Raw genomic sequence first — 25,195 nt, 5'->3', positions numbered from 1 at the left:
CTACGGCGTCGTCCCGAACCCCGTCACGCTCGTCGACGTCGTGCGAATCGGCTTGGCCGGCGCACCCCATGACGACGCTGGCTGCCGGGGCTCCGCCTCCAGCGCGATGCTGTGCTTGTCCATGAGCCGGTAGAGCGTCATGCGCGACACGCCCAGCTCGCGCGCCGCATGCGTGATGTTGCGGCCCACGCGGTTCAGCGTGAGGCAGATCACGTCGCGCTCGGCGGTGATCCGCGCGGTGTTCAGCGCCATGCCGATGGTGCTGTCGGCCATCGACAGGCCCAGGTCGGCCGGCGCGATCAGGCGGCGGTCGGTCATCACCACCGCGCGCTGCACGCGGTTGAACAGCTCGCGCACATTGCCGGGCCAGGTGTGGGCCTGCATCGCCTCCATCGACTGCCGGCTGAAGCCGCGCGCATGCGTTCGGCTCTTGGCAGCGCAGCGCTGGAAGAAATGCTCGGCCAGGATCGGCACGTCTTCCATGCGCCGCCGCAGTGGCATCACGTCGATCGACAGCACATTGAGCCGGTAGAACAGGTCCTCGCGGAACTGGCCCACGGCCACCGCTTCCGCCAGATTCACGTGCGATGCAGCCACCACGCGCACGTCGACATGCAGGTTGCGCACGGCGCCCACGCGGTTGATGGTCTTCTCCTGCAGGAAGCGCAGGAGGTTGGTCTGCAGCTCCAGCGGCAGGTCGCCGATCTCGTCGAGGAAGATCGTGCCGCCGCTGGCTGCCTCGATCAGCCCGCGCCGTTCCGCCGACGCGCCGGTGAACGCGCCGCGCTCATGGCCGAACAGTTCCGACTGGATCAGCGTCGGTGCGATGGCGCCGCAATTCACCACCACGAAGGGCCCGGACGCGCGTGGCGAGCATTGATGGATGGCACGCGCCGCCAGTTCCTTGCCGCTGCCGCTTTCGCCGCCGATGAGCACCGGCGCCTCGGTTTGCGCCACCTTGCGGATCTCGGAGCGCAGGCGCGTCATGTCCGTGCCCTGGCCGACCATGCCCAGCGCGTCGACGCAACGCGAGTCGGACCGGTGGCGGCGCTTGAGCAGGCCGCGCTGGCGCGCGTGGCCGAGCATCATGGAGAGGTCACCCCAGTCGACTGGCAGCACTTGTTCGTCGAAGAAGCAGTTGAGCACCAGGTCGCGGAACTCGGCCGATTCCAGCGCCTCGGGTTGGCACAGCGCGACCCACTGCGTGGTGTCCGACGCGGCCACCAGCGCCTCCACGGCGGAGGCCGGCACGCCCAGCTTGGCGCCGACGATCAGCAGGCCGACATGAAAGCTGCCGTGCGTGAGGATGCGCACGGCAGAGCCCACGTCGCGTGCCTGCGTGACGGTCCAGCCGTTCGCGGAGAGCTGCGTCGTCGCGGTGTCGGCGTCGCCTTCCAGGTTCAGGCAAAGGATGTGTTGCGGTTGCATGGGGGTGGCCCGGTGGGCCAAGACTTTAGAAGGAGAAAGGCACCCGAACGGTCAGCGTCAGGTCTGGCGTGTCGCGCGTCAGGCCGGCGCCAATCGACACGTTCAGTGTCTGGCGATCGGTCATGCGGTAGGAATAGCCCAGCAGCAGCGAGGCCAGTTGGGTGCGCACCGAGCCCGACACCGATTGGCCGTTCTGCTTGGTCGGGCCAACGGAATACAGCTCCACGCCCAGGCTGAAGGAGGACCGGTCGTTCAGCGCCAGGCCCATGCCCACGTTCAGGCCCCATGCATCGCCCGGCTTGATGTCGCCAAGCTGCTCGATACCGCCGTTCAGCACCTTGCGGCTCACGTCGTTGCGTTTGAAGTTGTAGGTGTAGTTGATGCCGCCGAAGAACACGGCGGGGTCGGTCGGGAAGAGCCAGGTCAGGCTGGGCTGCAAGGAATAGAAGCCCGAGCCGGTCGGCAGTTCGGTCGGCAGCCCGGTCCCGGAGGCGTTGGTGCCGCCGATGCAGCGGATCTGGCAATCGGTCACGACGTCGAACGGATCGGTGCCGGTGCGCGACTTGAAGCGCAGCCCGCCGACCATGTAGGGCCAGCCGTCCTTGCCGGCGTTCAACTGATAGCGCATGGCGGCTTCCACGTCGCCGATGGCATTGCCCTTGGTGTTGAAGACGTTGTCCACCGCCGCGCCGGCTCCGACCGCGCGGCTGACGGTGGAATCCGAGCGCGCGACGTAAGGCACCTTCAGTTCCAGTTCCATCCGGCTGGTCACGCCCCAGCGACCGGTCAGGCCGGCGACAAAGGTGCTGCGCTTCTGCTCGCGCACGTCGATCAGGCCGATCAGGATCGCCGGGATCACCGTGTAGCCGACCAGTGCCACGCGGTTGCTGGACGAGTAGCCGTACTGCAGCGAGGGTTCGAGCGTGAAGCGGCCGCGCGGCGTGAGCACGCTCGGTTCGTCGAACAACTGCGCTACCGGTGCTTGCGGCTCGGGCGTGGCGGCCGGCGCGACGCCCACGCGCACCGGGCGCTCACCGTCCTCCGCGGGCGGGGCGCCGGCTGAGGGCTTCGCGCCGGGCGCGACGGCGGCGCCGCCGAATGCCGCCGCCGCGCTTGGCCGAGCGGGCCCGCTGGCCGTGCGCGCGGCGTCCTTGTCCAGGCGCTCCTGCAGTTCGCGGTAGCGCGAATCCTGCTCGGCCACCTGCTTCTTCAGCGCCTCGATCTGTTGCCCTTGTGCGTTGACCTGGCGCTGCAGCACGCTTTCCCGTCCCGAGGCCGGCCTGGTACTTTTTGCAGGGGCCTTCGCGCTACTCCCCGGACTATTCGCTGTCGATCCCGACTGGGCGAATGCACTTGCACAGGCCAGTGAAGAGCACGCCACCACCAGCGCGCGCAACTTTTGCGGGTGAAAAGTCGTCATCTTGTCCCTCATTTGTTTCTAGGTGTGAGGTAGCAGGCGAGAGCGTAAGTGTTTCACTCAAAACGTGGCAAGAAGTATTTGAAAACAAAGGTAAACAAATTGGGGGGAGGATCGGTCGGTGTCACAGAGGTGTGGCACTCCTCTACGTCCGGCCTTGGGAATGCGGACCCCGCGCCAGCACTGCGCTGCAGCGGAAGTCAGCAGGCACCGTACGCGGGGAAAGGGCGCGAATGCGTCACGTCGAAGTGACACTTGCGCAAGGCGTCTTTACATGGCGCATGTAAGGCGCTCAGAGGCAAAGCTGTTGCGTCGACGTCGACGCAGCCTTCGATTCGTCAACGCAGCGTGACAGTCGGTGCGCGAATCCGCCTGCTTTTGAGGGGTTGCGCGAACTTCGAGCGGCACAGCGCACAGCCCCTCGAAAACATTTCTCCAATGAAGCGAAGCGCTTTCATCCCTGTGGATTCGCTAGCTGGTCTCGAAGTTGCAGAGGGCGCTTCCGATTTGCGATTGCGCAAGTCGATCGCATGTCCTGCCCTTTCATCATCAACCCTTTGGAGACTGTATGAAAAAGACACTTCTGGCCGCTGCACTTGCGCTGGCCTTCACAGGAGCTGCATACGCGCAGAGCGGAGCACAGACAGCAGACAGGGGAGGGGAAAACACCTCTGGCGAGAACACGGCAAGTGCGGCGCGCTCGGCCGCGCTGAACAACGGATCGACCGGCACTTTCGACAACGCCTTCAACAGCACGTCCTCGCACATCACTGGCTACAGCGAACTGACGGGCACGGTCTCTGGCAACACGGTTTCCTACATCGGCAACAGCCCGTCGAATTCGGGCAATGCCAATGGCGGCAAGGGCTATGGCGGCGCTGGCGGCGGGGGCAAGGGCGGCACGGCGAGCGGCACCGGCACCGGTGCGGTGGGCGGCAGCGGCCAGGCCGCGGTTGGCGGTTCAGGCGGCAGCGCCACCAATGGCAGCGCCTCCAACGGGAGCAACACCAATGGCAGCGCAAGCGCCGGCAACGGTGGCAGGGGCTCCGGCGGCAGTTCCAATGGCGGCGCGTCGGGTGGCGATGCCACCACCACGGCCGGATACGGCGGCAAGGCAGCCGCGGCTGCGAACGGCGGCTCGGGCGGCGACGGTGGCAATACCGGACGTTCGTCTACCGGCAGCGGCGGCAGCGGTGGGGATACCGGCAATTCCTCCACAGGCTACGGCGGCGCCAGTGGCAACACCGGCAACGCCAACGCCGGCAGGACTGGCGGTGGTGGTGACACCGGAAACGTGAGTTCCGGCCGAGGCGGCAGCGGTGGCGCCACCGGCACGGCGAACTCCGGCTACACCGGTAACGGCGGCAATACCGGCAATGCGAACGGTGGCAGGGGCAGCGGCGGCGGTGCGGGCGGCAGCAACACCGGCGGCGCCGGCGGCGCGAGCGGCGCGGGCGGCTCCAACACGGCTGGCGCGGGCGCAGCCGGCGGTGCTGGCGGCACCAACACGGCGGGTGCGGGTGGCACGGGCGGCGCTGGCGGCACCAACACCAGCGGCGCTGGCGCAGCTGGCGGTGCGGGTGCCCCCAACACCGCAGGCGCTGGTGCAGCCGGCGGTGCGGGTGGCACGAACACCGCGGGCGCAGGCGCAGCCGGCGGTGCGGGCGGCACGGGTGGTGCAGGCGGTGCAGGTGGCACAGGTGGCGCGGCCACGGGCGGCGCCGGCGGCGCGCACACGGCAGCAGCAGGCACCGGCGGTGCAGGCGGCAACGCCACCAATGGCAGTGCCTCCAATGGCAACGCCACCAATGGCAGCGCCACGGCCGGCAACGGCGGTGCGAGTGGCGGCGGCACCGGTGGTGCGGGCGGCGCGGGCGCTGGCGGCACCAACACCGCCGAAGGCGGAACGGGTGGCGCAGGTGCAGCCGGAACGGGTGGCGCTGGCGGTACCAACACCATCGACGCCGGCACGTTCAACGCGTACAACACCATGGCGGGCACCGCGCAATCGGCAGCCGGCGTCCTGAACATCGTGCAGAACACCGGGCACGCGGCCCTGGTTCAGCAGAGTGTGAATGTCCAGGCCAACATGGCAATCGGCAAGTAACGCCTGCGCGCATCACGGCATTCGTCGCGCGGCCTGCATGCCATGCAGGACCGGGCGGCGTCTGCCGCGTTGCGCATCATCAACGCCACTGGACAGACGCCATGAAATCCATCCATTCCCTCGCATTCGCTTGCGTGGCGATCGGGTCCCTCCTTGCGGCACCTGTTGCCGCGCAACCCCCCGCTGCGGCAGAGCCTGCAGCGGGCGCATCGGCGAGTGCGGCGGATCATGTAGCCGCATTCGTGGCCATTCCGGCCGATGAAGAAACGCTGTCGGCGTCGAGGGGCGGGGTGCAGACGTGGAACGACGCGACATTGACCGGCACCACCGCGGACAACTCCGCGCGCAACGTCACCACGGGTTCCAACAGCATTGCGGGCGGCTCGTTCGAAAACATGAGCGGCTTGCCGGTCGTGATCCAGAACACGGGCGCCAACGTGCTGATACAGAACTCGGTGATCCTCAACCTGCAGATGAACTGACGGGAATGCCGATGCGGCACCTGTTGCTCTGCATGACGCTCGCTGCGACGGCTGCTTCGGCGCCGGCGCAGCAAGCCTATTTTCCGGGCATTGGCGGCGGCGGTGATGTGACGCTGCCAGTGACCAATATGCGGCAAGCGAAGTTCAAGACAACGCTGCTGCAGAAATACGACTTCAGCTGCGGCTCCGCGGCTGTCGCCACCCTGCTGACGCATCACTTCAGCTATCCGGTGACCGAGCAGGCGGTGTTCGAGGAGATGTACGCCCAGGGCGACCAGCAGAAGATCCAGAAGGAAGGGTTCTCGCTGTTCGACATGAAGCGCTACCTGGCCAACCACGGCTTCGTGGCCGATGGCTTCAAGCAGCCGCTCGAGAAGCTCAACGAGGCCCGTGTGCCGGCCATCGTGCTGATCAACGAGAACGGCTACCACCACTTCGTCGTGATCAAGGGCGTGCAGGCCGATCGTGTGCTGGTCGGCGACCCGGCGCAGGGCACGCGTGCGATTCCGCGCCATGTCTTCGAGAAGCGATGGGGGAACAAGTTGCTCTTCGTGGTTCACAACCGCATGGACATCGCGCGCTTCAATCTCGCCGCCGATTGGCGCGTGGCGCCGAGGGCGCCGGTGGGCGACGGCGTCGACCGCGGCAGCATGACCGCCATCACCCTGCCCAAGATGGGCCCGGGAGACTTCTGATGACACGCCGCGCGGCCCCCGTCAAGAAGTCGCCGCTTCGGCCCCGCTGGGGCTCGCGCTGGTTCACGCCGGTGCTGGTCTGCGCCGCCTTGCTGGCGAACGCGACCGGCGAAGACCCGGACGAGCAGTCCGAGGTATGGATGGCCGTCAGCGACACCAAGCTCGATGACCTGCGCGGCGGCTTCGACCTGGGCTCCGGGTTGCTGGTGAACTTCGGCATCACGCGCGCGGTGTACGTCAACGGCGACCTCGTCACGCACACCACACTCGACTTCGGCAACCTGACCAGCCTGTCGCCGGCCCAGGCCGCGCAGCTCAACGCCCAGTTGCGCGCACTCAACCTCGTGCAGATCGGCCCCGGCAATGTCGTCGATCCGTCGGTCGCGGTCGGTGCGGGCGGCACCATCGTGCAGAACACGCTGAACGACCAGCACATCGTCAACCAGACCGTCATCAACGCCAGTTCCAACGCCCTGAGCACGATGAAGGGCCTGAACTCGATGGCGACGATCAGCGATGCGGTGACGCGAGGACTCGGGCGCTGAGTCGAGGCTGGACGGTCATGCATCACATCCTTGCCCGCATCACCTTCAAGCCTGAAGCCGCGTCGCAGGGGCTGGCCATCATGACGGAGCTGGCGGCCCGGTCGCGCGAGGAAAAGGACTGCGTCTCCTATGTGCTGTTTCAGCAGGCCGATGCGCCGCACGTGTTCCAGACTGTCGAGGAGTGGTCCGACAAGGCCGCGGCCGATGCCCACATGGTCACGCCGCACGTCGGCGCCGCGGTGGCTGCGGCAGGTCCCCTGTTCGGGGCGCCGCCGGAAATTCTTGCCTACACCCGGCTCGCCTGACGGTCCTGCCAGTCCTGCCAGTCCTGCCAGTCCAGCCAGTCCAGCCAGTCCAGCCAGTCCAGCCAGTCCAGCCGGCCGCCGGCCGACGGCTCGCTCGGCCAGTGCACTGCATTGACGTTGAACAAATCTGCCGAGAATCGACGCCATGCGGCGTTGCAAATGCTCGCCATGCTTCCGGCATGGCCGTGCTTCGTGCCTAGCACCGCTTTCAGGACGGATTTTTTCTTCAACGAACCTCCAACTCAGGACACCAGGACTTCGCATGACTACTTCCACCCCACCGCTTCGCATCGGCATCCTCGGCTGCGCCAACATCGCCCAGAAGTTCGCGCGCGACGTCGCGCCCAGCCAGGCGGCGCAGGTCGTGGCCGTGGCCAGCCGCAATGCCGAGACCGCTGCCGCCTTCGCCGCCGCGCAAGGCATTGGCCGTCATCACGGCAGCTATGAGGCCCTGCTGGCCGACGAGGGCGTGGACGCCATCTACCTGCCGCTGCCCAACAGCCTGCATGCCGAATGGGCCATCAAGGCTGCACAGGCCGGCAAGCATGTGCTCTGCGAGAAGCCGCTGGCCCTGAATCGGCGCGAGGCCCAAGCCATGTTCGACGCAGCGAGCGCTGCCAGGGTGATGCTGCTGGAGGCCTATCCGTACTACTTCCAGCCGCAGACCCGCGACATGCTGGCGTTGCTGGCCGAGGGCGCCATCGGCGAGGTGCGCTCCGCGCAGGCGAGCTTCGGCTTCGTGCTGGCCAACGCGCAAGGCAACATCCGCATGAACCCCGAGCTGGGCGGCGGCGCGTTGCTGGACGCCGGCAGCTATGCGCTGAGCGCGATCCGCCTCGTCATGGGCTGCGCGCCGCAGCGCGTGACGGCCGATGCGAGCTGGGCCGATTCAGGCGTGGACATCAGCATGATGGCGACGCTGCACTATGCCGATGGCCGACGCGCCCAACTCTCCTGTGCCATGGACGCGGCCAACCACCGGCACCTGCTGGTGACCGGCAGCCAGGGCACGCTCGACAGCGAATACCTCAACCACACCAGCGATGTCGCCGGCACGCATCCGTTCGGCTACCTGCCCAGCCAGCTGCGCGTGCGCCGGGGCACGGCCAACTCAGTGCCGTTCGAACTCATCCGCTCCGCCACCGGCAGCGGCTTCCGCTTTGCGGTGGAGGCCTTTGCCAAGGTCGTGCGAGAGGGGGACTTCGATGCGATCGGGCGAGCCGCGCAAGCCAGCCTGGACAATGCGGCCACGCTGGAAGCGATCGCGCAGAGCGCGAGGTCCGGCAGCGCAGTCGAAGTGCCGGCGTGATCAATCCGCGAACACGACCTTGCTGCCCTGCTGCACCCACTCCTCGAAGCGCGGCCCATAGGCTTCCTCCACGCTTGCGCGCTTGACCTTGAGCGTGGGCGTGAGGAAGCCGTTCTCCACGGTCCAGGGGATCTTCAGCAGCACCAGGCAGTCGAGTTGCTCGTGCGGGTCCAGCCGGGCGTTGATGTCGTCCAGGTGTCCGCGCATCTGCGCTTCCAGCTGCTGCCGCGCGGCCTCGTTCGCGTGGGCCGTCGGCAGCAGGCTGACCAGTCCCAGCGGCTGGCTCAGGTTGGCGCCCGCGACCATGCAAGTCTCGATGGCCGGATGCATGCACAGGCGGTCCTCGATGTGCGCCGGCGCCACGTACTTGCCCTTGCCGGTCTTGAACTGGTCCTTGATCCGGCCGGTGATGCGCCAGCAGCCTTGTGCATCCACCTCGCCCTTGTCGCCGGTGTGCAGCCAGCCGTCCTCGGTGAAGGCCTCGCGTGTCAGCTCCGGGTCCTTGTAGTAGCCCAGCATGAGCCCTGGGCTGCGCATCTGGAGTTCGCCCGTGGCCGGGTCGACGCGCGCCTCGACACCCTCGCTCGCCGGTCCCACGGTGCCTTCCTGGTTCTTCCCCGGCACGGTGCAGTGCGAGACGGCCAGGTTCTCGGTCATGCCGTAGGCTTCGTTGATCGGCAGCCCGATGCGGCGATACCACTGCAGCAGCGCCAGCGGCATGGGCGCCGCGCCGCCGCCCGCCACGCGGCATTGGTCCAGCCCCAGGGCGCCGAGGATCTTCTTGCGCACCACGCCGCCGACCAGAGGGATGCGCAGCAGCAGGTCGAGCCGCTCTGCCGGCATCCGCGCGAGCACGCCTTGCTGGAACTTGACCCACAAGCGCGGCACCGAGAAGAACAGCGTCGGTCTGGCGCGGACCAGGTCGACCGCGAAGGTCTCCAGGCTTTCGGCGAAGTAGATGTGCATGCCGGTGGCCAGCCAGCCCTGCTCGACCAGCACCCGCTCCGCGACGTGCGCCAGCGGCAGGTACGACAGCACCCGGTCGGTCTCGAAGCGCGGCACCTGCTTCTTGCCCGCCTGCGCGGCCCAGGCCAGCGTGCCGAAGCTGTGCATCACGCCCTTGGGACGCCCGGTGGTGCCGGAGGTGTAGATCACCGTGGCCAGTTCGTCGGCGCGGCGTTGAACCTCGCCCTGCATCGGCAGGGTGCCCGCGCAGATCGCGTCCCAGCTCTCGTAGCGGTTCACGGCATCGGCCGGCGCGAGCGGGAAGCAGACGCAGGGCATGTCCTCCGGAATGCCACGCACCATCGAAGTCCAGCCGTCGAGCTTGCCGATGAAGCAGGCGCGGGCCTCGCTGTGGTCGAGGATCAGGCGGATCGAGTCAGCCGCCAAGGTGGGATAGAGCGGCACCGACACATGGCCGGCCATCCAGATCGCCAGGTCGCTGATCAGCCACCAGGCGCAGTTCTTCGAGAAGATGCCGATGCGGGAGCCCGGTTCGAAGCCCTGACCCTGCAGCCACGTGGCCATGCGCCGCGCCTGGTCGGCCACCTGCGCCCAGGTGAAGTGCTGCAGTTGGCCGCCGCCGACGGGCTGCGTCAGGATGACGCGCTGCGGCGCCGTGCGCTCCCAGTGGTAGAGGCGCTGCAGCGCGAGGCTCTCTCCGGAAATCTCCACCATCGGGGCTCCTTGTTGTTCGTTGACGTCCCGCACCCAGCTTAGAGGTGAAGCCGGCCGTCGGTCCAGCGGGTTTTGCCGGCCATCCTCCTGGCTGGCAACCGTCTTGCTTTCGTCTCCTGACCCTGCACACTGCGTCGAAGTCGCGTTAAGGTGCGGGCCCATCGCCATTGGCGCAAGCATCCAGGAGATCTGCTCATGAACGTTCGGCATCGTTGGCTCGGCCTGCTGGCCTGCGCCGCCCTGCAGGCTTGCAGCACGCCGCCACCGCCCGCATCGCCCCCGCCAGCGCCAGCGCCCGTGACGGCGGCGCCGATGCCGATGCCGATGCCGGCACCCGCCCAGCCTGCCGCCGCCGCGCCAGCACTCACCCCCGCGACGACACCCGTGGCGCAGGCACAGCCCGAACCCATGGTCGACCTGCGCGCCTTGTGCGATGGACGCGCCGAAGGTGAGCGCCTGCAGACCCGGGGGCCGGGCGGCGAATCACTGGCCGGTGTGTGTGTGCGCGGCGCGAACGGCTGGCTGAGATTCAGCGCGACCGGCCGGCGCTAGGTGTGGACTGCCGAACGGGGGTACGCAATGCGCCCGCCCGTCCGGCCCTCTGGCTCAACTCTGGATGTAGTTGGTCAGTTGCTCGATGGTCTGCTCGTGGTCCGCGATGATGTCGTCCATCAGGTCGCGGATCGAGATCATGCCAATCACGATGTTGCCGTCGACCACCGGCAAGTGGCGGATGCGCTTCTGGCTCATCAGGTTCATGCACTCGTGCGTGTTCGACTTCGAGCTCACGGTGATCACGTTGCCGGTCATGATCTCCGACACGTTCATCTCCTTGGAGTTCTTGCCCAGCAGCGCCACCTTGCGTGTGTAGTCGCGCTCGGACAGCACGCCGACCAGCTTGCCATCGCTCATGACCAGCAAGGCCCCCACCTCGTGCTTGGCCAGCACCTGCAAGGCATCGAACACGATGGTGTCCGGCGAAATATGAAACAGGGCGGGGCCGCGGCGCTTGAGCAATTCTGAGACGGGTTTCATTGGGTTCTCCTCTGGATTCGTGATCGCGACACACGCAAGGGTCGCGCCTGCCAAATGATAGGCGGCGCAGGCGTCAGCGCTATTGCAATTCGCAACAAAAGGGCTTTACGCGCGCTTCGTTGCAATACCTTCGTATTCGTTTTCGCTTGGGCGTGGCCGGTGACGCCCCGCCTCAGACCTGCCGGAGCAGCACGAGGCCAAGCGCGAGCATCATCGCGCCCACCAGCGCGTCGAGCCAGCGCCATGCCACCGGCTTCGCGAACAGCGGCGCGAGCAGGCGCGCACCAATCCCGAGCAGCGCAAACCAGGCCGTGCTGGCCAGGGCCGTGCCAGTGACGAAGCTGACGCGCGCCGCGCCGGCCTCCTGCGCCCCCACCGATCCGACCAGCAGCACCGTGTCGACATACACATGCGGATTCAGCAGCGTGAACGCGGCCGTCTGCGCCAGCACGCGAGCGCGCGATGCCGCCTCGGGAGCGCCTTGGGCGGCCAGCAGCACGTGCGGCTTCAGGGCCCGCCGCAGCGCCAGCAGGCCGTAGCCGAACAGGAACAAGGCACCGCCCAGCGTGAGCGCGGGGGCCAGTGCGGGCAAGGTCGTGCGCAGGCTGCCCATGGTCCAGACCCCGACCATCACGAGCAGCGTGTCGGCCAGCGCGCAGAACGCCACCACCGGCCCGACATGCTCCCGCCGCAAGCCCTGCCGCAGCACGAAGGCGTTCTGCGCACCGATGGCGACGATCAGGCCGAGCGTGATGCCGAACCCGGTGAGGAAGGCGGAGGCGAGGGCGGGAGTGGGTTGCGGCATGGCTTCGCATTCTCGCCAGCGCGCTGCACCGCAAGCCCGCGAGGCCTGTTCGCGGGCTCGCGGGGCGCGCTGGGCGGACCGACGGATGCACCCCCTCGAAGGACCGGAGCCGCGACTGCGAGCCTGCCTTGGGACGACCCGCAAGAGCAGCCGCCCCTGGTGGCCGCCCGCGCGCGCCGCAGGCGCATTCGAGGGTGGGCCTCATCGGATCCGCGCGTCCTTTGGATAGCTGATCGTGTAGTCAGCGGCGACACGCGCGCTTTCTCCCGCGGCCAGGTCGAAGGACCAGAGCGTCATCCCCGGCTGCTTGTTCCACTCGCGCTCGGCCGGCTTCGGCTGGAAGGCGGCGCTGACCTGCACCGCCTCGTTCACCGACACTGGCGCTGCCTCGAGCACCTGAACCGCGATCGGCGTGCGATGGCGGTTCTCGACCACGTAGCCGCGCTGCAGCTTGCGCTCGGCCCGCAGGCCGACGAAACCGCCGGTGCCCTGGTTGTCGCGCTCGGGCTCGGCCTGCACGCGCACCAGTTCGTCGCGGCCGAACGAGAGCGTCAAGCGCACATCACTTGGCGGCGTCCATTGCCCGTTGCCGACGAAGGCGCCGTCCCGATACAGCTGCAGCGGGCCGGCCGGCCACACGCCTTCGGGCGGCGCCATGTCGGCGATGAGGAAGGCGCTCGGGTCAACCTGCGGACTGGTGCGCGCCGCGAGCTTGACAGTGTCCTCCACCTGCCCGAGCGCCAGGCCGACGCGCTGGCCGCTGGAAGGCACGTCGACGGCATTGGGCACCGCGAACTCGGTGGCGAAGCTGTTGTTGAACACGCTCACGTCGAAGGCGGGTTCGTCGAAGCGGTCCATGGCGGACTTCATCATCGGCGCGGGCGCTGCCGCGGCCATCGGTGCGCTGGGTGCGGCGCTGCGTTCGCGCAGGGGCTGCGGCTGCTCGATGCCGATGCGCCATGGGGCCGGCAGGCGGCCAGCGGTTTCGCGGCGCGGCTGGCCGGTGGAGAGCGTCAATTTCACGCCGCGCCAGTCCTCGCCGGTGGATTGCGTGACCAGCGCCTGCCGCTCGATGCGGACCTTGCGCGTGCTGGTATCGAGCAGCGCGCGGTACGCCGGCGACCAGCCCGGGCCGGCGACCTGGTAACTGAGCTTCACATCGGCATCGCGCGCAGCGGCCATCGTCACGGTGACGGTCGCCACGTTGCCGCCCTGGCCTCGCGCGCGACCGCGTTCGGCGATGAGGGGAGCGAGTTGCTTGTCCAGTTCGGCCTGGCGGCGCTTCAGCTGGTGCTGCTTCTGCAGCGAATCCTGACCGGTGCGGCGCAGCGCCTCGGCCATGGCCGCGATGGACTTCGCGTCGGGCGCGGCGACGCGGACCCGCGGCAGGCCATCGCCGGTCGTGCCGCTCGTCCCGTTGGCGGTGATGCCCTTGAGGTAGCCGTTCACCAGGTCCAATGCATCGCTTTCCGATTGCAGCGCGGCCTTCTGGTCTTCCAGTGCGCGAATGCGGCCGTCGAGTGGATCCGCGGCGCACTCCGCGACGAGTGCGCGCGGCTGCGTCAGCACCGACGTTTCGCCAAGGCGCACGGCAGCATCGGCGCTCACCTGGATGCTCTGCGCGTCCAGACCCGCGGGCAGGCAGGTGAAAGTGAGCGTGCGGCTGCCCGCAGCAACGCGAGCCACGCGCTCCACCGTGGCGCTGCCGGGGTAGACCTTGACCTGCGTGATGCGCGAATCGGCCTGTGCGGCGAGGGCCAGCAGGGGTGAAGAAAGAAGCGCCAGCGCGAACGCAGGGCGGCAGCGAGCGAAGGGGAAGGACATGAGGGCCTCGTGAAGTGATGAACCGACTTGTACGGGGGGCGAGTCCGAAGCGGGTTAATCGATTCATCGTCGCGCGAGGCACCCGCATGGCTGTCGCGCATGCAACTGCCGGCGCCAAACGGGTCGCCGCGGTGACCTGCCACAGCGCGATCCATGCCTAGAGTGCCCCTTTGATCCACGAGCAGGAGGCACGCCATGCTGGACACCGTCCGGTCCATCAACCAGACCGCCGCATTCAACCGCTGGGCGGGCTTCGAAGTCACGCACGCGGCCGACGGCGAGGCCGAACTGCGCATGCCCTGGCGCGACGAGGTGGGCCAGTACGCGGGCTTCCTGCACGCGGGCCTGATTGGCGCCATGCTCGACACGGCCTGCGGCTTCGCGGCCAGCACCGTGGCGGGCAACGTGCTCGCGTCCCATTTCTCGGTCAACTGCCTCGCGCCCGCCGTGGGCCGCGCGTTCGTCGCGCGAGGCCGCGTCGTGAAGGCCGGGCGCAAGCAGGTGTTCGCGGTGGCGGAACTGTTTGCGGAGGGCGAGGGCGACGCCCCGCCCAAGCTGGTGGCGACCGGGAGTGCGATCCTGGTGCCGGTGCCAGCGAACTGAGGCCGCGTTGTTACGAGAGCGCGAGCTCTCGCATGAGGTTACTGCGGACCCACGAGAAACCGCCCGCCTCGACGTTGCTGGCTTGCCAGCGACGGAATTCGGGGTCGGCTGAAAGCAGATCCGTCACCTTCGCGTACTCCAGCGCGTTCTCGAACCGGATGCTCAGCACATAGTTGCCCAGTTCGCCCGCAGCCACGCTCCAAAATTGCGGGTCGGGTGCGCCATGCTTTTTCCAGAGGGCCGCGCCAGCCTTCACGGCTTCGATGACGGCACCGAGATCGGCGCCCGGGTTGGGACGCAGGACATATCGCGCTTCGTAGGCCATCGCAGTCTCCTTCATCACGAAAGAGGGATGATTGAATCACTTGGGCGCATGGCGAGCAATCGCGGTGGCTCTCAATCGTTGGCGCTGCGTGCCCGCAGCCGGTCGAACAGCACCGCCACGATGATGAAGCTGCCGACGAAGGTGCCCTGCCAGAAGGTGCTGATGCCCAGCAGGATCAGGCTGTTGCGGATCACCTCGATCAGCGCCGCACCCACGACCGCGCCAAACGCCGTGCCGATACCGCCCGCCAAGTTGGTCCCGCCGATCACCGAGGCCGCGATCACCGACAACTCCATGCCCTGCCCGAGGCTGGTCGTCACGGTGCCGAGCCAGCCGACTTCCAGCACGCCAGCGATGCCCGCGCAGAGTCCGCAGAACATGTAGACGCTGACCTTCACCAGCTTGACCGGCACGCCCGTCATCGTCGCTGCGCGCTCGTTGCCGCCGATGGCATAGAGGTGCCGCCCCCAGCGCGTCCAGCGCAGTAGGAAGCTCGCCACCACCAGCAGCACGATCAGGAACAGCACCGGGCTCGGCACGTGGATCGCGTCGGTGAAGGGCAGAGGCACGGTGACGAAGCCGCCGCCCAGCGCCAGCAGCTTCGGCTGGTCCGGCCCGAACTGGTAGACCATGCGGTTGTTCGACAGCACCATCGCCAGGCTGCGCACGATCGAGAGCATGCCCAGCGTCACCACGAAGGGCGGCACGCCGATGTACGCGATCATGAAACCGTTGATTGCCCCCACCAGCAGCGAAGCGCCAAGCGCCAGCGGAATCGCCAGCCAGATCGACATGCCTCCGGCCATCGACATGCCCACCACCATGCCCGACAGCACCAGCGTCGCACCCACGGACAGATCGATGCCGCCGGTGATGATCACGGCCGTCATGCCGATCGCGATCAGCGCCACGAAGGCGAAGTTGCGCGTGACGTTGAAAAGGTTCTGCTGTGTCGCGAACACGTCGCTGGAAAACGCCAGCACCACGAAGGCCACCACCGCCGCCACGGACACCCAGAAGGTCTGCTGGCTCACCAGCCAACTGAACCAGGTGCCGTGCACGCGCCGGTCGATGGTTTCCTCGAGGCTGATGGCGGGCATCCGCTTGTCCTGCGTTGTCATGCGGTCTCGATTGCGCCGGTGATGAGCCCGGTCACTTCTTCCGGCGAACTCTTTGCGATCAGCTTGTCCGCCACCTTCACGCCGCGCCGAAGCACGACGATGCGGTCGGCCACGGCGAAGACGTCGGGCATGCGGTGGCTGATCAGCACCACCGCAATGCCGTGGTCGCGAAGGCGCCGGATCAGGCTCAGCACCTCGGTGATCTGCCGCACGCTGATGGCGGCGGTGGGCTCGTCCATAAGAACGATCTTCGGGTCGGCCAGGCGCGTGCGCGCGATCGCCACGGCCTGTCGCTGCCCGCCGGACATGCGCCGCACGAGGTCGCGCGGCCGCGTCTCCGACTTCAATTCCGCGAACAGTTCGCCAGCACGTTGGTACATCGCCCGGTAGTCGAGGATCCTGAACGGCCCGATGCCGCGCCGCAACTCGCGGCCGAGGTACACGTTCTCGGCCGCACTGAGGTTGTCGCACAACGCCAGGTCCTGGTAGACCACCTCGATGCCTGCGCCTCGCGCGTCGGCGGGCTTGTGGAAGGCCAGTTGGCGGCCGTCCATCGCCAGCGTGCCGGCGCTCGGCGGGTAGTTGCCGGCGACGATCTTCACCAGCGTGGACTTGCCTGCGCCGTTGTCGCCCATCAAGCCGACCACCTCGCCGGCCTGCAGGGAGAGGGAGACGTCGGTCAGCGCCTGGATGGCGCCGAAGTGCTTGGAGACTCCGCTGAGCTCCAGGACAGCCATGCCTGTTACTTCGCCGGGCACTTGTCCAGGTTGGTGGGCACGCATTCATCGAGCCCGGTGAACAGCGGATCCGCCACCTTCTTGCCGCCAATCAGGTCGATCAGCACGGCCGGCGCACGATGCCCCATCTCGAACGGACGCTGGCCGATCTGCGCATGGCTGCGGCCGTTCTTCAGCGCGTCGAGCTGCGGCGGCAGCGTGTCGCCAGCGATGATGATCAGCTCCTTGGAGGCCAGCTTCGGCTTCACCTGGTCCGTCACCTGCGCGTAGGCCGACGGTCCGAACTGCGCCCAGCCGCCCACCAGGATGAAGGCGTTGAGCTTCGGGTTCTTGGTGAACACGTCGGACATCTGCTGGTTGGCCAGGTCGATCTGGTCATTGGTGAACAGCGGGCAGCCGGCGATCTCGGTCCAGCCGCCTTCGCCCTTCAGCCGGTCGATGCCCTTCTTGCCGCCGATGGTGTCGCGGAAGCCGGCGGCGCGCTGGTTGATGTTGTCCGCCGCCACGTTGCCGAGCTGCATGCAGACCGTGCCGCCCTTGGCATTGAGCCCCTTCAGGTGCTTCGCCATGAGCACGCCCATGTCGTAGTTGTTGGTGCCGAGGTAGGTCTTGCGCAGCGCCTTGTCGGCTGCGCCGAGGTCGGCGTCGATCGTCATGATCGGCATCTTGGGCGCCTTTGCCTTGAGCATGGTCGCCATGGCCGGCGCGTTGGACGGCGAGATGGCGATGCCGGCCACGCCCTTGTTGATCAGGTCCTCGACGATCTGCACTTCGCCGGCTTCATCGGCGCTGGAGGCCGGGCCGGTGTAGAGGCAGGTGTATTCGGACGTGGGGTTCTCCTTGTTCCACAGCGCGCAGCCATCGCCGAGCACCGTGAAGAAGGGGTTGTCCAGCCCCTTCACGACCACCGCCAACGTCTTCTTCTGGGCCATCGCCGGCGTGGCGGCGAGGAGGGCGGCCAATGCCGCGCCGACGAACACAAGAACCGACTTCTTCATTGCGTCTCCTTCGTTGTGGGATATGCACTGACAAGGCTCTCTTGCACCGCTGGCAAGCCGCGCGGGATCTCATGCGGGCTGTCTGTGACCCAAGAGAACGCGGACTTTAGTACTCGGACCGGGGTGTGTCGAGCGGGCAGACCCGACTTGGGTTCGACGATGTTCGGCTTTGATTGAAGGTGTCGTGCAGGCCGGACAAGGTCGACATGAAGCAATGCGTTGCCCGGCCGTGCGGCAGAAGCGACCGGGCCTGGTGACGCAGGGACAAAGGGGGAGGCGTGTTGCAGGCCGCGGATTGCTGTGCAGGCTGGCCTGCACGTCGCAGCAGGGCGCGGACGCGCGATTCCCCGCTGCCTGGCGCCAAGGCCAAAGGTCAAGGGCCCAGGCCGGCCCCGGACGCGGCGGCCGGGGTCAGGCGGCGAGGCCGTCGATCAGTTCGGCGGGCTGTACATCACGCGGTCCAGCACCGCGGGCGTGGCTGTCACAGCCTTCACCTTGCCAGCCTTGTTGAAGGCGATCTGGTACTCCGACCATGGATCGATCCAGTAGCGCCACACGTCGGCCTCGAGGCGCGGGTTCTCGCTGGCGATGGGCCAGCCGACCGCCATCGTCACCTGTTCGCGCGTCATGCCTTCGGTGATCTGGGCCGCTTGGATCGCGTCGCGGACACGTGGCTCGAAGGCTGCGATGCGCACGCGCGGGTCTTCGTTGACGACGTAGCGGTAGGCGAATGGCGTCATCGCGACATCGCGGCTGTAGTCATTCTTCAGGCGCTGGATCTTGCCGCCGACATTCAGGTAGACGAAGTGCCGCTCGTAGCCCGTGACCTGCGTCGGCGTGCCGACCGGGAGCAGGCTCGTGCCTTCCTCGCGATAGTTGCCGTCGCCCATCTGCACACCATAGGTGAACATGTTGCAGCACAGGAAGCCCGTGATGAGGGGGCCTTGCAGCGTCGAAGGGCGCTGCGCATATGCGACTGGAACAGGAGCCGCAATCGCGATTGCGGCCGCCAACGCGAAGCGTCGAAGCATGTCTGGATCTCCCTGATGTGTGTTCCAGCAAATTCTATGGGTCACGGACAATGCGATTCCGTGGCCCGAAGGCCGCGTCCCCCATAGCCAGTTCAACGAGTGAGAGAAAGTACACAGATGGCCATCCAGTGGTTTCCCGGTCATATGCACGTGACGCAAAAGGCCATCGCTGAACGCGTGAAGGACATCGACGTGGTGATCGAGTTGCTCGATGCCCGGCTGCCGGGTTCCAGCGCCAATCCGATGCTCGCCGAACTCACCGGCCACAAGCCCGGCCTCAAGGTTCTCAACAAGCAGGACCTGGCCGACCCGGATCGCACCGCGCTCTGGCTCGCGCACTACAACGCCCAGCCCGACACGCGCGCCATCGGCCTCGACGCCAGCCTGAGCACGCCGGCGCAACGCCTCATCGCCGCCTGCCACGAACTCGCGCCCAACCGTGGCGGCATGGCCAAGCCGATGCGCGTGCTGATCTGCGGCATCCCCAACGTCGGCAAGTCGACGCTAATCAACACCATGACCGGCGCCAAGAAGGCGAAGACCGGCGACGAGGCCGGCATCACCAAGCTGGAGCAGCGCATCGTGCTGGCCGACGACTTCTACCTGTGGGACACGCCCGGCATGCTGTGGCCGCGCATCATCGTGCCGAAGAGCGGCTTCAACCTGGCGGCCAGCGGCGCGGTGGGGCGCAACGCGTACGACGAGGAACTGGTCGCGCTGGAACTGCTGGCCACGCTGAAGAAGGACTATGCGGGGCTGGTGGAGGCGCGCTTCAAGCTCGCCGAATCGATCGCGGAACTGAGCGACGAAGAGGCGCTGGAAGCCATCGGCCGCAAGCGCGGCGCGTTGCTGGGCAAGGGCAAGGTCAACACCCAGAAAGCGGCCGAGGTCGTGATGCACGAGTTCCGCAATGGCAGCATGGGCCGCATCACGCTGGAGACGCCGGAGGAGTTCCTGCAATGGTTCGCGGCGGGGATGCAGGCCGATGCGGAGCGCGCCGCGAAGAAGGCTGCACGCTCGAAGAAGAAAAAGCCGCAGCGCGGGGGCGATGGGGCCCCGACCGCCACACCGTGGCCCATCGAGCCCTCCGAGCCCTCCGAGCCCTCCGAGCCCTCCGAGCCCGACCGACCTGACACGGCCTGACACGGCCCAACGGCCCAACGGCCCAACGGCCCAACGGCCCAACGGCCCAACGGCCAGCGCGACTGTGGATGCAGACCCGTGCACGTACAAGCTCAGCGCGCGCGTCGCCTTCTGATCAGGACCGTCAAGTCGATGGGGCTTTGCCTTGCCCCGCGCGGCGTACGGGGCGTCTGCGACCCGTCCTTCGAAGTTCAAGACGCCAGTTTCGGATTCCAGTCGGTGCCGCGTTTGCGGCGGGCGTGAGGTCGAGATGTTCCACAACGGTGTCAGGTCGGTTGCGCCGCGCGGGTCCTGGCCAGGGTCTTCGGTGCCGCCCATCAAGGCGATGCTCATCGGGCACAGCCACTCGCGCTGGGGGCCGTACATCCAGAAGTGGCTGACCGGCGTGCGCGCGCGGAACAGGTCGACCAAGCCGATAGTCTTGCAGTTCTCGTCCTTGAACTGGCGGGTAGGCGATCACGTTCGCCGCCGGGGTGAAAGCGCCATGCACCCGATTGCACTGCGCTCGACGCGCCATGCGGCGTTGCTCGGCCTTGCGGGCACGGGCCCGCCGCGTTCTCCCGCCTTGCCTGGCACGCCGATCACGGCGCACTCGGGCGCATCCAACTGGTATTTCCAGGTTGAACCATGTGCTGCACCTTTGATTCGAAGCCATCACGCGCGTCGTCCGTGAGGGCAAGGCTCTGGCGCGGGAAAACCTTGTCAGCCTGCGCCGACGCCACGGCGTTGGTCGAAGGACGCACAAACTGCATGCAAAGGAGGCGCGAATGAAAACACGAATGCACCATGCCGGGTTGGCCTTGGCACTGGGCGGCTTGCTTGCGCTTGGTGGCTGCGTTGCCGTGCCGGCGGACGGCGGGTACGTGGCCGCATATCCCGCATACCCCTATGTCGATTCGTACACCTATGGAGGACCGTACCTGGCACCCTGGCTGTACGTCGGCGGGGGCTATTACGGCGGGTGCTGCTACCGGAGACCCTATGGCTATGCCTACCGCGGCGCGCGGCCCTTCTATGGCTACGGGCACGGCTACGCGGCCAGGCCCGGCTACGGGCGAGGCTACGGTTGGCCCGGCGGCCCGGGAAGGGGTGGCCGGGGTGGCTGGCGACGCTAGTTGCAGAACCATCGGTTGGAAGGTCGCGACCACGGCCTTGCCGTAGATCGTCTTGCGGATGAAGCACTCCACCGCTGGCATCAGCAGCAGCGCACCGCCGACCACCAGGATTTCCATCGGGAGCACGTTGGCACCGAAGAACTCCAGCGGCGATTCCGGCAGCGGCGAAGGGAACTTCAGGTGGTCGCGGCCCCAGACGTACTCGGCCACGTTCTTGAAGATGATGCCGAGCGCGATGGTCGACATGATCCGGCCGAACTCGCTCTTGATCGACCACCATGCGCGCCGTGTCCGGGATGATCGCCGCCCCCGGTGGCGAGATCACGCTCAACGGCAAGCGCAGCGACGGCCTGGAGGCCTATGACATCGAGCGCCTCAAGAGCCAGGGCGTGACGATGCAGCTGCCCGAGCAGTGCGGCGCCGCCGAATTGGGCGTGGCCGACTACGGTTACGTGCTGGAAAACGGCGGCATTTCGGTGGAAGGCCCGGCCGAAAGAACTGCGCAGTGACCCGGCGGTGAAGGCGGCGTATCTGGGTGGCGGGCACTGAACTGCAACGCCCCTGAATGCGGGCGGCCGAACCTTCGCGTCCGGTTGCCCGAATTCTTCAGCGGTTGATCAAGAACTTCTGCGCCCGCTTCCCCGTGTCGACCTCGCCCGCATACAGGTTGCCCTGCGAGTCGACCGCCAGGTCATGCACCCAGTGGAACTCGCCCGCATAGCGTCCCGCGCGACCCAGCCGGCCCTGCACCGCGCCGGTGTCGCGTGACAGCACCAGCACCTGGTTGTTGCGGCCGTCGGCCATCAGCAGCCAGCGTTGCGCAGGGTCGCGCGACAGCACGATGTCCCAGACGGCGCCATTGCCGGCGGTCTGCGGTTCGACCGAAAACTCCCTCACATACTCGCCGTTCTTGCGGAACACCTGCACGCGGTTGTTGAGCCGGTCGCAGACGTAGACGAAGCCATCGCGCGCGACCCGTGCGCAGTGCACCGGGCTGGCGAAAGTCTGCAATTGCGCGGCGGTCGGCGGCGCGGTGCGGCGGCCATCGGGCTTGCCAACGGCGATGGGGGGCTTGCCGTAGGCGCCCCACATCCGCTTGAAGGTGCCGCTGTCGGCGTCGAACACGATCACGCGGTTGTTGTGATAGCCGTCGGCCACATAGACCTCGTTGGCTGCCATGTCCACGTCCACGCCGGCCGCGCGGCCGAGGCGCGTGGTGTCGGCGCTGCCGGTCTGCGGGCCGACCTTGCCGATCTGCATCACGAACTTGCCGTCGCGCGTGAACTTCAGCACCTGGCCGTCGTTTTCGCCATTGCCGGTGATCCAGACGAAGCCCTTGGCATCGACGTGGATGCCGTGCTCGTTCTCGGGCCAGTCATAACCCGTGCCCTTGCCGCCCCAGGAGCGCAGCAGGTTGCCGGCCGCGTCGAACTCCAGCACCGGCGGCGCGGCGGTGCAGCAGGTCGCTTGCGGCGGGTTGAGCGCGGCGCTGCGCTCGTCTTCCGTCAGGCTGCCCGGGCGCTGCAGCACCCAGACATGGTCGTCGGCATCGGTGGCGATTCCGCTGACCTGGCCCAGGATCCACTTGTTGGGCAGCGGCTTGGGCCACGCGGCGTCCACGCGCCAGCTGGGGAGTGCGGCGCTGGCCGTGCCGGAGGAGGGCGACGTGCAGCCGATGGTCGACGCGGCGATGGCGCCTGCGCAGGCCAGCAGGGCCAGCCAGCGAGGGAGGGGGGACTTCATGGGCGATGTGTCTCAGGTCTGTTGTTGTTCGGTTCCTGCGGATGCGCCACGGTCTACTCCATGACGATCTTCCCTTCTTCCACATACTCGTCGAACTGCATGCGCGGAATGGCCGTCAGGCCGACCACGCCGCGCTCGGCTTCCCAACTCAGGGTGGCGCTGTCGAAAGTCAGCTCGACTTCGATGCGGCCCTTGGGGATGGGAATCGGCGTGCCGTCGCCGGGCGTGTACGTCACGTTGCCAGTCACCGTGGCGAATTGGGACATGTCATTTCCTTCCTCGTTGATGAGTCGCCCATTAGAGCGGGTTTGCAGGGCTTGCGTGTGTCGGAATTCCGGCCGACAACGCGACCTGCCAAGGTGTAGCAAACTCCTGCGGGCAACGCACTCCCACAACCATGACCGCAGAAACCATCGCCTCACCTCCCGCCCTCATCGAAGTCATCCAGGGCGACCTGTCGGCCTATCGCCAGGGCAACATCGGTATCGACTACGTGCATCGCTTCGAGTCCGGCAAGCCCGGCCCGCACGTCCTGATCAACGCGCTCACGCACGGCAACGAGATCTGCGGAATGGTCGCTGCGAAGCACCTGCTCGACACAGGCGTGCGCCCGCGGGTCGGCACGCTAACGGTGAGCTTCGCGCACGTCGAGGCCTACGACGCCTTCGACGTCGACCATCCCTACGAGAACCGGCAGATCGTCCACAACCTGAACCGCATCTGGTCCGACGAACTGCTGGGAGGCACCGAAGACAGCCCCGAACTGCGTCGCGCCCGCGAGATGCGCCCGGTGGTGGCGGCGGCCGACCACATCCTCGACATCCACTCCACCAGCCAGGACGTGGTGCCGTTCTGGGTGTATCCCGACTTCGCGCGCAATGCCGACGTGGCACTGGGCATCGGCCTGCCGCCGGTGCACCTGGTCATGCCCAACGGCCTCGGCTCCGGCACGCCGCTGATCCAGCATGGCCGGCATGCAGGCGCCGACGCGCCGGGTGCGGCGGTGGTGGTGGAATGCGGCCAGCATTTCAAGCGCGCCACGGCAGACGTGGCGACCGAGGTGAGCTTGCGATTCCTCGCGCACTTCGGCCTCATTGCGCGCGAGACGCCGCCCGTGACCGAGCCGCAGCGCCGCTTCGAGCTGCTCCAGACGCTGATGGTCAAGACCAGGGACTTCGCCTTCACGCGTCCCTTGATCGGCTTCGAGACCTTCGCCAAGGGTGAGTTGATCGGCATCGACGGCACCGAGGAAATCCGCTCGCCGTGCGACGACTGCACGGTGTTCATGCCGACGCGCGAGCCGATCGTCGGGCGGGAAGCCGTCTACCTGACGCGGCCGATCGCAGGATAGGCCCTGCCAAGCCGGGCGGGTCCAGCCGGCTTGGACGACTGCTTTACGTTGCGGCAACGTAAAGGGTCCGTTACGGGTACGGTCGGGATACGTTGCCGCACTAATATCCGCCGACGTCATGGGGACCAATGTCATGCAGAACTTCTTCGGCGCGCGGATGCTGTCAGCCATCGCCACAGCGGTCTTGCTCGCGGCATGCAGCAACACCGCCGAGCAACTGGATTTCCCCGTGCCCGTCTCGTCGGCCAACGTCGGGGGTGCGCCGCAGCGCGCCGTGAACAACTGCGTCAACGCCTCGGCGCGAACCTTGAAGGTGCCCGTCTCGGACATCGTCGTGGTCAACGGCACCTCGACGGTCGATGGCGTCTACGCCATCAATCTGAAAGTGGGGGCGTCGGCTCGCAGCGCCGTCTGCAGCGTGGACGACAACGGCACGGTGATGGGCGTGGTGTACAAGCGGCCCGAGTAGCCCCCCGCGAGCCTCACTCGATGAAGAGTGCGGGGTCGACCATCACGCGGTTCAGCATCACCGACCAGTGCAGGTGCGGCCCCGTGACGCGGCCCGTTGCGCCGACCAGCGCCAGGCGTCCACCGGTGTCCACCATGTCACCCGGCATCACGTCGATGCGGCTCAGGTGGCAATACATGGTCAGCAGGCCGCCGCCGTGGTCCATCCACACGGTGTTGCCGTTGAAGAAATAGTTGCCTGTGTCGATGACCCGTCCCGGCAGCGGCGCCAGCACCGGCGTGCCCGTGCCGGCCGCGATGTCCATGCCGCTGTGCGGATTGCGCGACTGGCCGTTGAACACGCGGCGCAGGCCGAAGGAGCCGGAGCGGCGGCCCGGCACCGGCACGCGCATCCGCAATTGCTGCGGCAGCGGTTCGGTGAAGGCGGCGGTCACTGTGTCCAGGTGCGCGCGCTCGCGCTTGTAGCGGGCCTCGTCCTCCGCGGAGAGGTCGACCGTGCCGGGTGCGACCTTGAGACGCTGGACGCTGTATTGCTTGGGCGCGATCGTGTAGCTGATCTCGCGCGATGCGCCGCCTTCGGGCGGGAGCATGGAGATGTGGGCCTCACCGGGCTGGGCGGACAAGGGAATGCCGACCAGCGCGGTCCATTCCTTCGTGCTGCCGATGACGAGCAAGGGAACGTCGCCATCGTGCGCCGCGGGGCGCGTCTGGCCCGGGCCGAGCGACAGGCGGGCGACGCCGCCGGGGACCTGGGAGGCACGCGGCCACGAAGATGCGGTAGACGAGGATGGCTTTGAGGGGCGGGCGGCCATCGCCGGAGTCGCTGCAGACAGGGCCAAGAAGCCGACGGCGCCGAGCAGCGCTGAGCGGCGATTCAAGAGCCCCCAGGGCCGGGCCATGCCCAGCCCGCCCCCCGCGGGGGATTGAG

27 protein-coding genes and 2 pseudogenes are annotated in these 25,195 nt (G+C 67.4%); 13 read left to right on the top strand and 16 right to left on the bottom strand.

The annotated features are described in order from the left end of the window. Positions 1–1,428, bottom strand: a complete 1,428-nt coding sequence (locus WKW82_RS04815; RefSeq protein WP_340341110.1) for a sigma-54 dependent transcriptional regulator — start codon at positions 1,426–1,428, stop codon at positions 1–3. Between the two features lie 25 nt (positions 1,429–1,453). Next, on the bottom strand, positions 1,454–2,848 hold the full coding sequence (locus WKW82_RS04810; RefSeq protein WP_422823412.1) for a transporter: 1,395 nt from the start codon (positions 2,846–2,848) through the stop codon (positions 1,454–1,456). Positions 2,849–3,413: 565 nt separating this feature from the next. Between WKW82_RS04810 and WKW82_RS04805 the strand changes: the two genes are divergently transcribed. From WKW82_RS04805 to WKW82_RS04785, 5 genes are all read left to right on the top strand, one after another. Continuing rightward, positions 3,414–4,952: a hypothetical protein gene (locus WKW82_RS04805; RefSeq protein WP_340341108.1), complete on the top strand. Its 1,539-nt coding sequence runs from the start codon at positions 3,414–3,416 to the stop codon at positions 4,950–4,952. A gap of 101 nt (positions 4,953–5,053) precedes the next feature. Further along, positions 5,054–5,434: a hypothetical protein gene (locus WKW82_RS04800; RefSeq protein WP_340341107.1), complete on the top strand. Its 381-nt coding sequence runs from the start codon at positions 5,054–5,056 to the stop codon at positions 5,432–5,434. A 5-nt stretch (positions 5,435–5,439) separates the two neighbouring features. Continuing rightward, complete coding sequence (locus WKW82_RS04795; protein ID WP_422823411.1) at positions 5,440–6,129, top strand: C39 family peptidase; 690 nt, start codon at positions 5,440–5,442, stop codon at positions 6,127–6,129. Further along, positions 6,129–6,674, top strand: coding sequence for a hypothetical protein (locus tag WKW82_RS04790; protein WP_340341106.1), 546 nt, complete (start codon positions 6,129–6,131; stop codon positions 6,672–6,674). Before WKW82_RS04795 ends, WKW82_RS04790 begins: the two co-directional genes overlap by 1 nt. A 17-nt stretch (positions 6,675–6,691) precedes the next feature. Next, complete coding sequence (locus WKW82_RS04785; RefSeq protein WP_340341105.1) at positions 6,692–6,979, top strand: putative quinol monooxygenase; 288 nt, start codon at positions 6,692–6,694, stop codon at positions 6,977–6,979. Here the strand turns inward: WKW82_RS04785 and WKW82_RS04780 are convergent. Continuing rightward, positions 6,961–7,209: a hypothetical protein gene (locus tag WKW82_RS04780; RefSeq protein WP_340341104.1), complete on the bottom strand. Its 249-nt coding sequence runs from the start codon at positions 7,207–7,209 to the stop codon at positions 6,961–6,963. The genes WKW82_RS04785 and WKW82_RS04780 overlap by 19 nt on opposite strands. 32 nt (positions 7,210–7,241) lie before the next feature. Here WKW82_RS04780 and WKW82_RS04775 point away from each other — a divergent pair, with 32 nt between their 5' ends. Further along, entirely contained in the window at positions 7,242–8,288 is a 1,047-nt protein-coding gene (locus WKW82_RS04775; RefSeq protein ID WP_340341103.1) for a Gfo/Idh/MocA family protein, read from the top strand. Here WKW82_RS04775 and WKW82_RS04770 read toward each other — a convergent pair whose 3' ends face one another. Beyond that, positions 8,289–9,968 (bottom strand): AMP-binding protein, encoded by a 1,680-nt coding sequence (locus WKW82_RS04770; protein WP_340341102.1) that lies wholly within the window; start codon positions 9,966–9,968, stop codon positions 8,289–8,291. It abuts the gene before it with no gap. A 195-nt stretch (positions 9,969–10,163) separates the two neighbouring features. Between WKW82_RS04770 and WKW82_RS04765 the strand changes: the two genes are divergently transcribed. Then, positions 10,164–10,520 carry a hypothetical protein gene (locus WKW82_RS04765; RefSeq protein WP_340341101.1) on the top strand — a complete coding sequence of 119 codons (357 nt, stop codon included), beginning with the start codon at positions 10,164–10,166 and terminating at the stop codon, positions 10,518–10,520. Positions 10,521–10,574: 54 nt separating this feature from the next. Here the strand turns inward: WKW82_RS04765 and WKW82_RS04760 are convergent, their stop codons facing one another. The 3 genes from WKW82_RS04760 to WKW82_RS04750 form a co-directional block, all read right to left on the bottom strand. Beyond that, the gene (locus WKW82_RS04760; protein ID WP_340341100.1) at positions 10,575–11,003 is read right to left on the bottom strand and encodes a CBS domain-containing protein; all 429 of its coding nucleotides are present in this window, start codon (positions 11,001–11,003) and stop codon (positions 10,575–10,577) included. A gap of 172 nt (positions 11,004–11,175) precedes the next feature. Continuing rightward, positions 11,176–11,808 carry a LysE/ArgO family amino acid transporter gene (locus tag WKW82_RS04755; RefSeq protein ID WP_340341099.1) on the bottom strand — a complete coding sequence of 211 codons (633 nt, stop codon included), beginning with the start codon at positions 11,806–11,808 and terminating at the stop codon, positions 11,176–11,178. 201 nt (positions 11,809–12,009) lie between these two features. Beyond that, positions 12,010–13,632 (bottom strand): DUF4139 domain-containing protein, encoded by a 1,623-nt coding sequence (locus tag WKW82_RS04750; protein ID WP_340341098.1) that lies wholly within the window; start codon positions 13,630–13,632, stop codon positions 12,010–12,012. A gap of 195 nt (positions 13,633–13,827) precedes the next feature. On the opposite strand from WKW82_RS04750, the gene WKW82_RS04745 reads away from it, so the two are divergent. Further along, positions 13,828–14,235: a PaaI family thioesterase gene (locus tag WKW82_RS04745; protein WP_340341097.1), complete on the top strand. Its 408-nt coding sequence runs from the start codon at positions 13,828–13,830 to the stop codon at positions 14,233–14,235. A 10-nt stretch (positions 14,236–14,245) separates the two neighbouring features. Here the strand turns inward: WKW82_RS04745 and WKW82_RS04740 are convergent, their stop codons facing one another. The 5 genes from WKW82_RS04740 to bamE all read right to left on the bottom strand — a co-directional run bounded on the left by WKW82_RS04740 (position 14,246) and on the right by bamE (position 18,447). Continuing rightward, the gene (locus tag WKW82_RS04740; RefSeq protein ID WP_340341096.1) at positions 14,246–14,560 is read right to left on the bottom strand and encodes a hypothetical protein; all 315 of its coding nucleotides are present in this window, start codon (positions 14,558–14,560) and stop codon (positions 14,246–14,248) included. 71 nt (positions 14,561–14,631) lie between these two features. Continuing rightward, complete coding sequence (locus WKW82_RS04735) at positions 14,632–15,681, bottom strand: ABC transporter permease (RefSeq protein WP_340341095.1); 1,050 nt, start codon at positions 15,679–15,681, stop codon at positions 14,632–14,634. Further along, positions 15,678–16,418 carry an ATP-binding cassette domain-containing protein gene (locus WKW82_RS04730; protein WP_340341094.1) on the bottom strand — a complete coding sequence of 247 codons (741 nt, stop codon included), beginning with the start codon at positions 16,416–16,418 and terminating at the stop codon, positions 15,678–15,680. The genes WKW82_RS04735 and WKW82_RS04730 overlap by 4 nt, the downstream gene beginning before the upstream one ends. A gap of 5 nt (positions 16,419–16,423) precedes the next feature. After that, positions 16,424–17,416: a substrate-binding domain-containing protein gene (locus tag WKW82_RS04725; RefSeq protein ID WP_340341093.1), complete on the bottom strand. Its 993-nt coding sequence runs from the start codon at positions 17,414–17,416 to the stop codon at positions 16,424–16,426. Between the two features lie 431 nt (positions 17,417–17,847). Continuing rightward, positions 17,848–18,447, bottom strand: a complete 600-nt coding sequence (gene bamE / locus WKW82_RS04720) for an outer membrane protein assembly factor BamE domain-containing protein (protein ID WP_340341092.1) — start codon at positions 18,445–18,447, stop codon at positions 17,848–17,850. Between the two features lie 117 nt (positions 18,448–18,564). Between bamE and ylqF the strand changes: the two genes are divergently transcribed. Beyond that, positions 18,565–19,590, top strand: a complete 1,026-nt coding sequence (gene ylqF, locus WKW82_RS04715; RefSeq protein ID WP_340341091.1) for a ribosome biogenesis GTPase YlqF — start codon at positions 18,565–18,567, stop codon at positions 19,588–19,590. 767 nt (positions 19,591–20,357) lie between these two features. Further along, on the top strand, positions 20,358–20,705 hold the full coding sequence (locus WKW82_RS04710) for a hypothetical protein (RefSeq protein WP_340341090.1): 348 nt from the start codon (positions 20,358–20,360) through the stop codon (positions 20,703–20,705). Positions 20,706–20,723: 18 nt separating this feature from the next. Here the strand turns inward: WKW82_RS04710 and WKW82_RS04705 are convergent. Next, a pseudogene (locus WKW82_RS04705) lies at positions 20,724–20,975 on the bottom strand (branched-chain amino acid ABC transporter permease); the annotation flags it as partial. A 95-nt stretch (positions 20,976–21,070) separates the two neighbouring features. On the opposite strand from WKW82_RS04705, the pseudogene WKW82_RS04700 reads away from it, so the two are divergent. Next, positions 21,071–21,254 (top strand): annotated as a pseudogene (locus WKW82_RS04700) (ABC transporter ATP-binding protein C-terminal domain-containing protein); the annotation flags it as partial. Positions 21,255–21,311: 57 nt separating this feature from the next. Here WKW82_RS04700 and WKW82_RS04695 read toward each other — a convergent pair. Beyond that, positions 21,312–22,448 (bottom strand): NHL repeat-containing protein, encoded by a 1,137-nt coding sequence (locus tag WKW82_RS04695; RefSeq protein WP_340341089.1) that lies wholly within the window; start codon positions 22,446–22,448, stop codon positions 21,312–21,314. Positions 22,449–22,501: 53 nt separating this feature from the next. Continuing rightward, a complete protein-coding gene (locus WKW82_RS04690; RefSeq protein ID WP_340341088.1) occupies positions 22,502–22,714 on the bottom strand; it encodes a hypothetical protein in 213 nt (70 codons plus the stop codon). Between the two features lie 131 nt (positions 22,715–22,845). Between WKW82_RS04690 and WKW82_RS04685 the strand changes: the two genes are divergently transcribed. Together WKW82_RS04685 and WKW82_RS04680 are read left to right on the top strand one after the other, a co-directional pair. Beyond that, positions 22,846–23,799, top strand: coding sequence for a M14 family metallopeptidase (locus tag WKW82_RS04685; RefSeq protein WP_340341087.1), 954 nt, complete (start codon positions 22,846–22,848; stop codon positions 23,797–23,799). Between the two features lie 118 nt (positions 23,800–23,917). Next, the gene (locus tag WKW82_RS04680; RefSeq protein ID WP_340341086.1) at positions 23,918–24,268 is read left to right on the top strand and encodes a hypothetical protein; all 351 of its coding nucleotides are present in this window, start codon (positions 23,918–23,920) and stop codon (positions 24,266–24,268) included. 13 nt (positions 24,269–24,281) lie between these two features. Here the strand turns inward: WKW82_RS04680 and WKW82_RS04675 are convergent, their stop codons facing one another. After that, positions 24,282–25,166: a peptidoglycan DD-metalloendopeptidase family protein gene (locus WKW82_RS04675; RefSeq protein WP_340341085.1), complete on the bottom strand. Its 885-nt coding sequence runs from the start codon at positions 25,164–25,166 to the stop codon at positions 24,282–24,284. Between the last annotated feature and the right edge of the window lie 29 nt (positions 25,167–25,195).

This window comes from Variovorax rhizosphaerae (assembly GCF_037889975.1).
Classification (GTDB): domain Bacteria; phylum Pseudomonadota; class Gammaproteobacteria; order Burkholderiales; family Burkholderiaceae_C; genus Variovorax; species Variovorax rhizosphaerae.
This window is presented reverse-complemented; position numbering and strand designations above follow the sequence as displayed.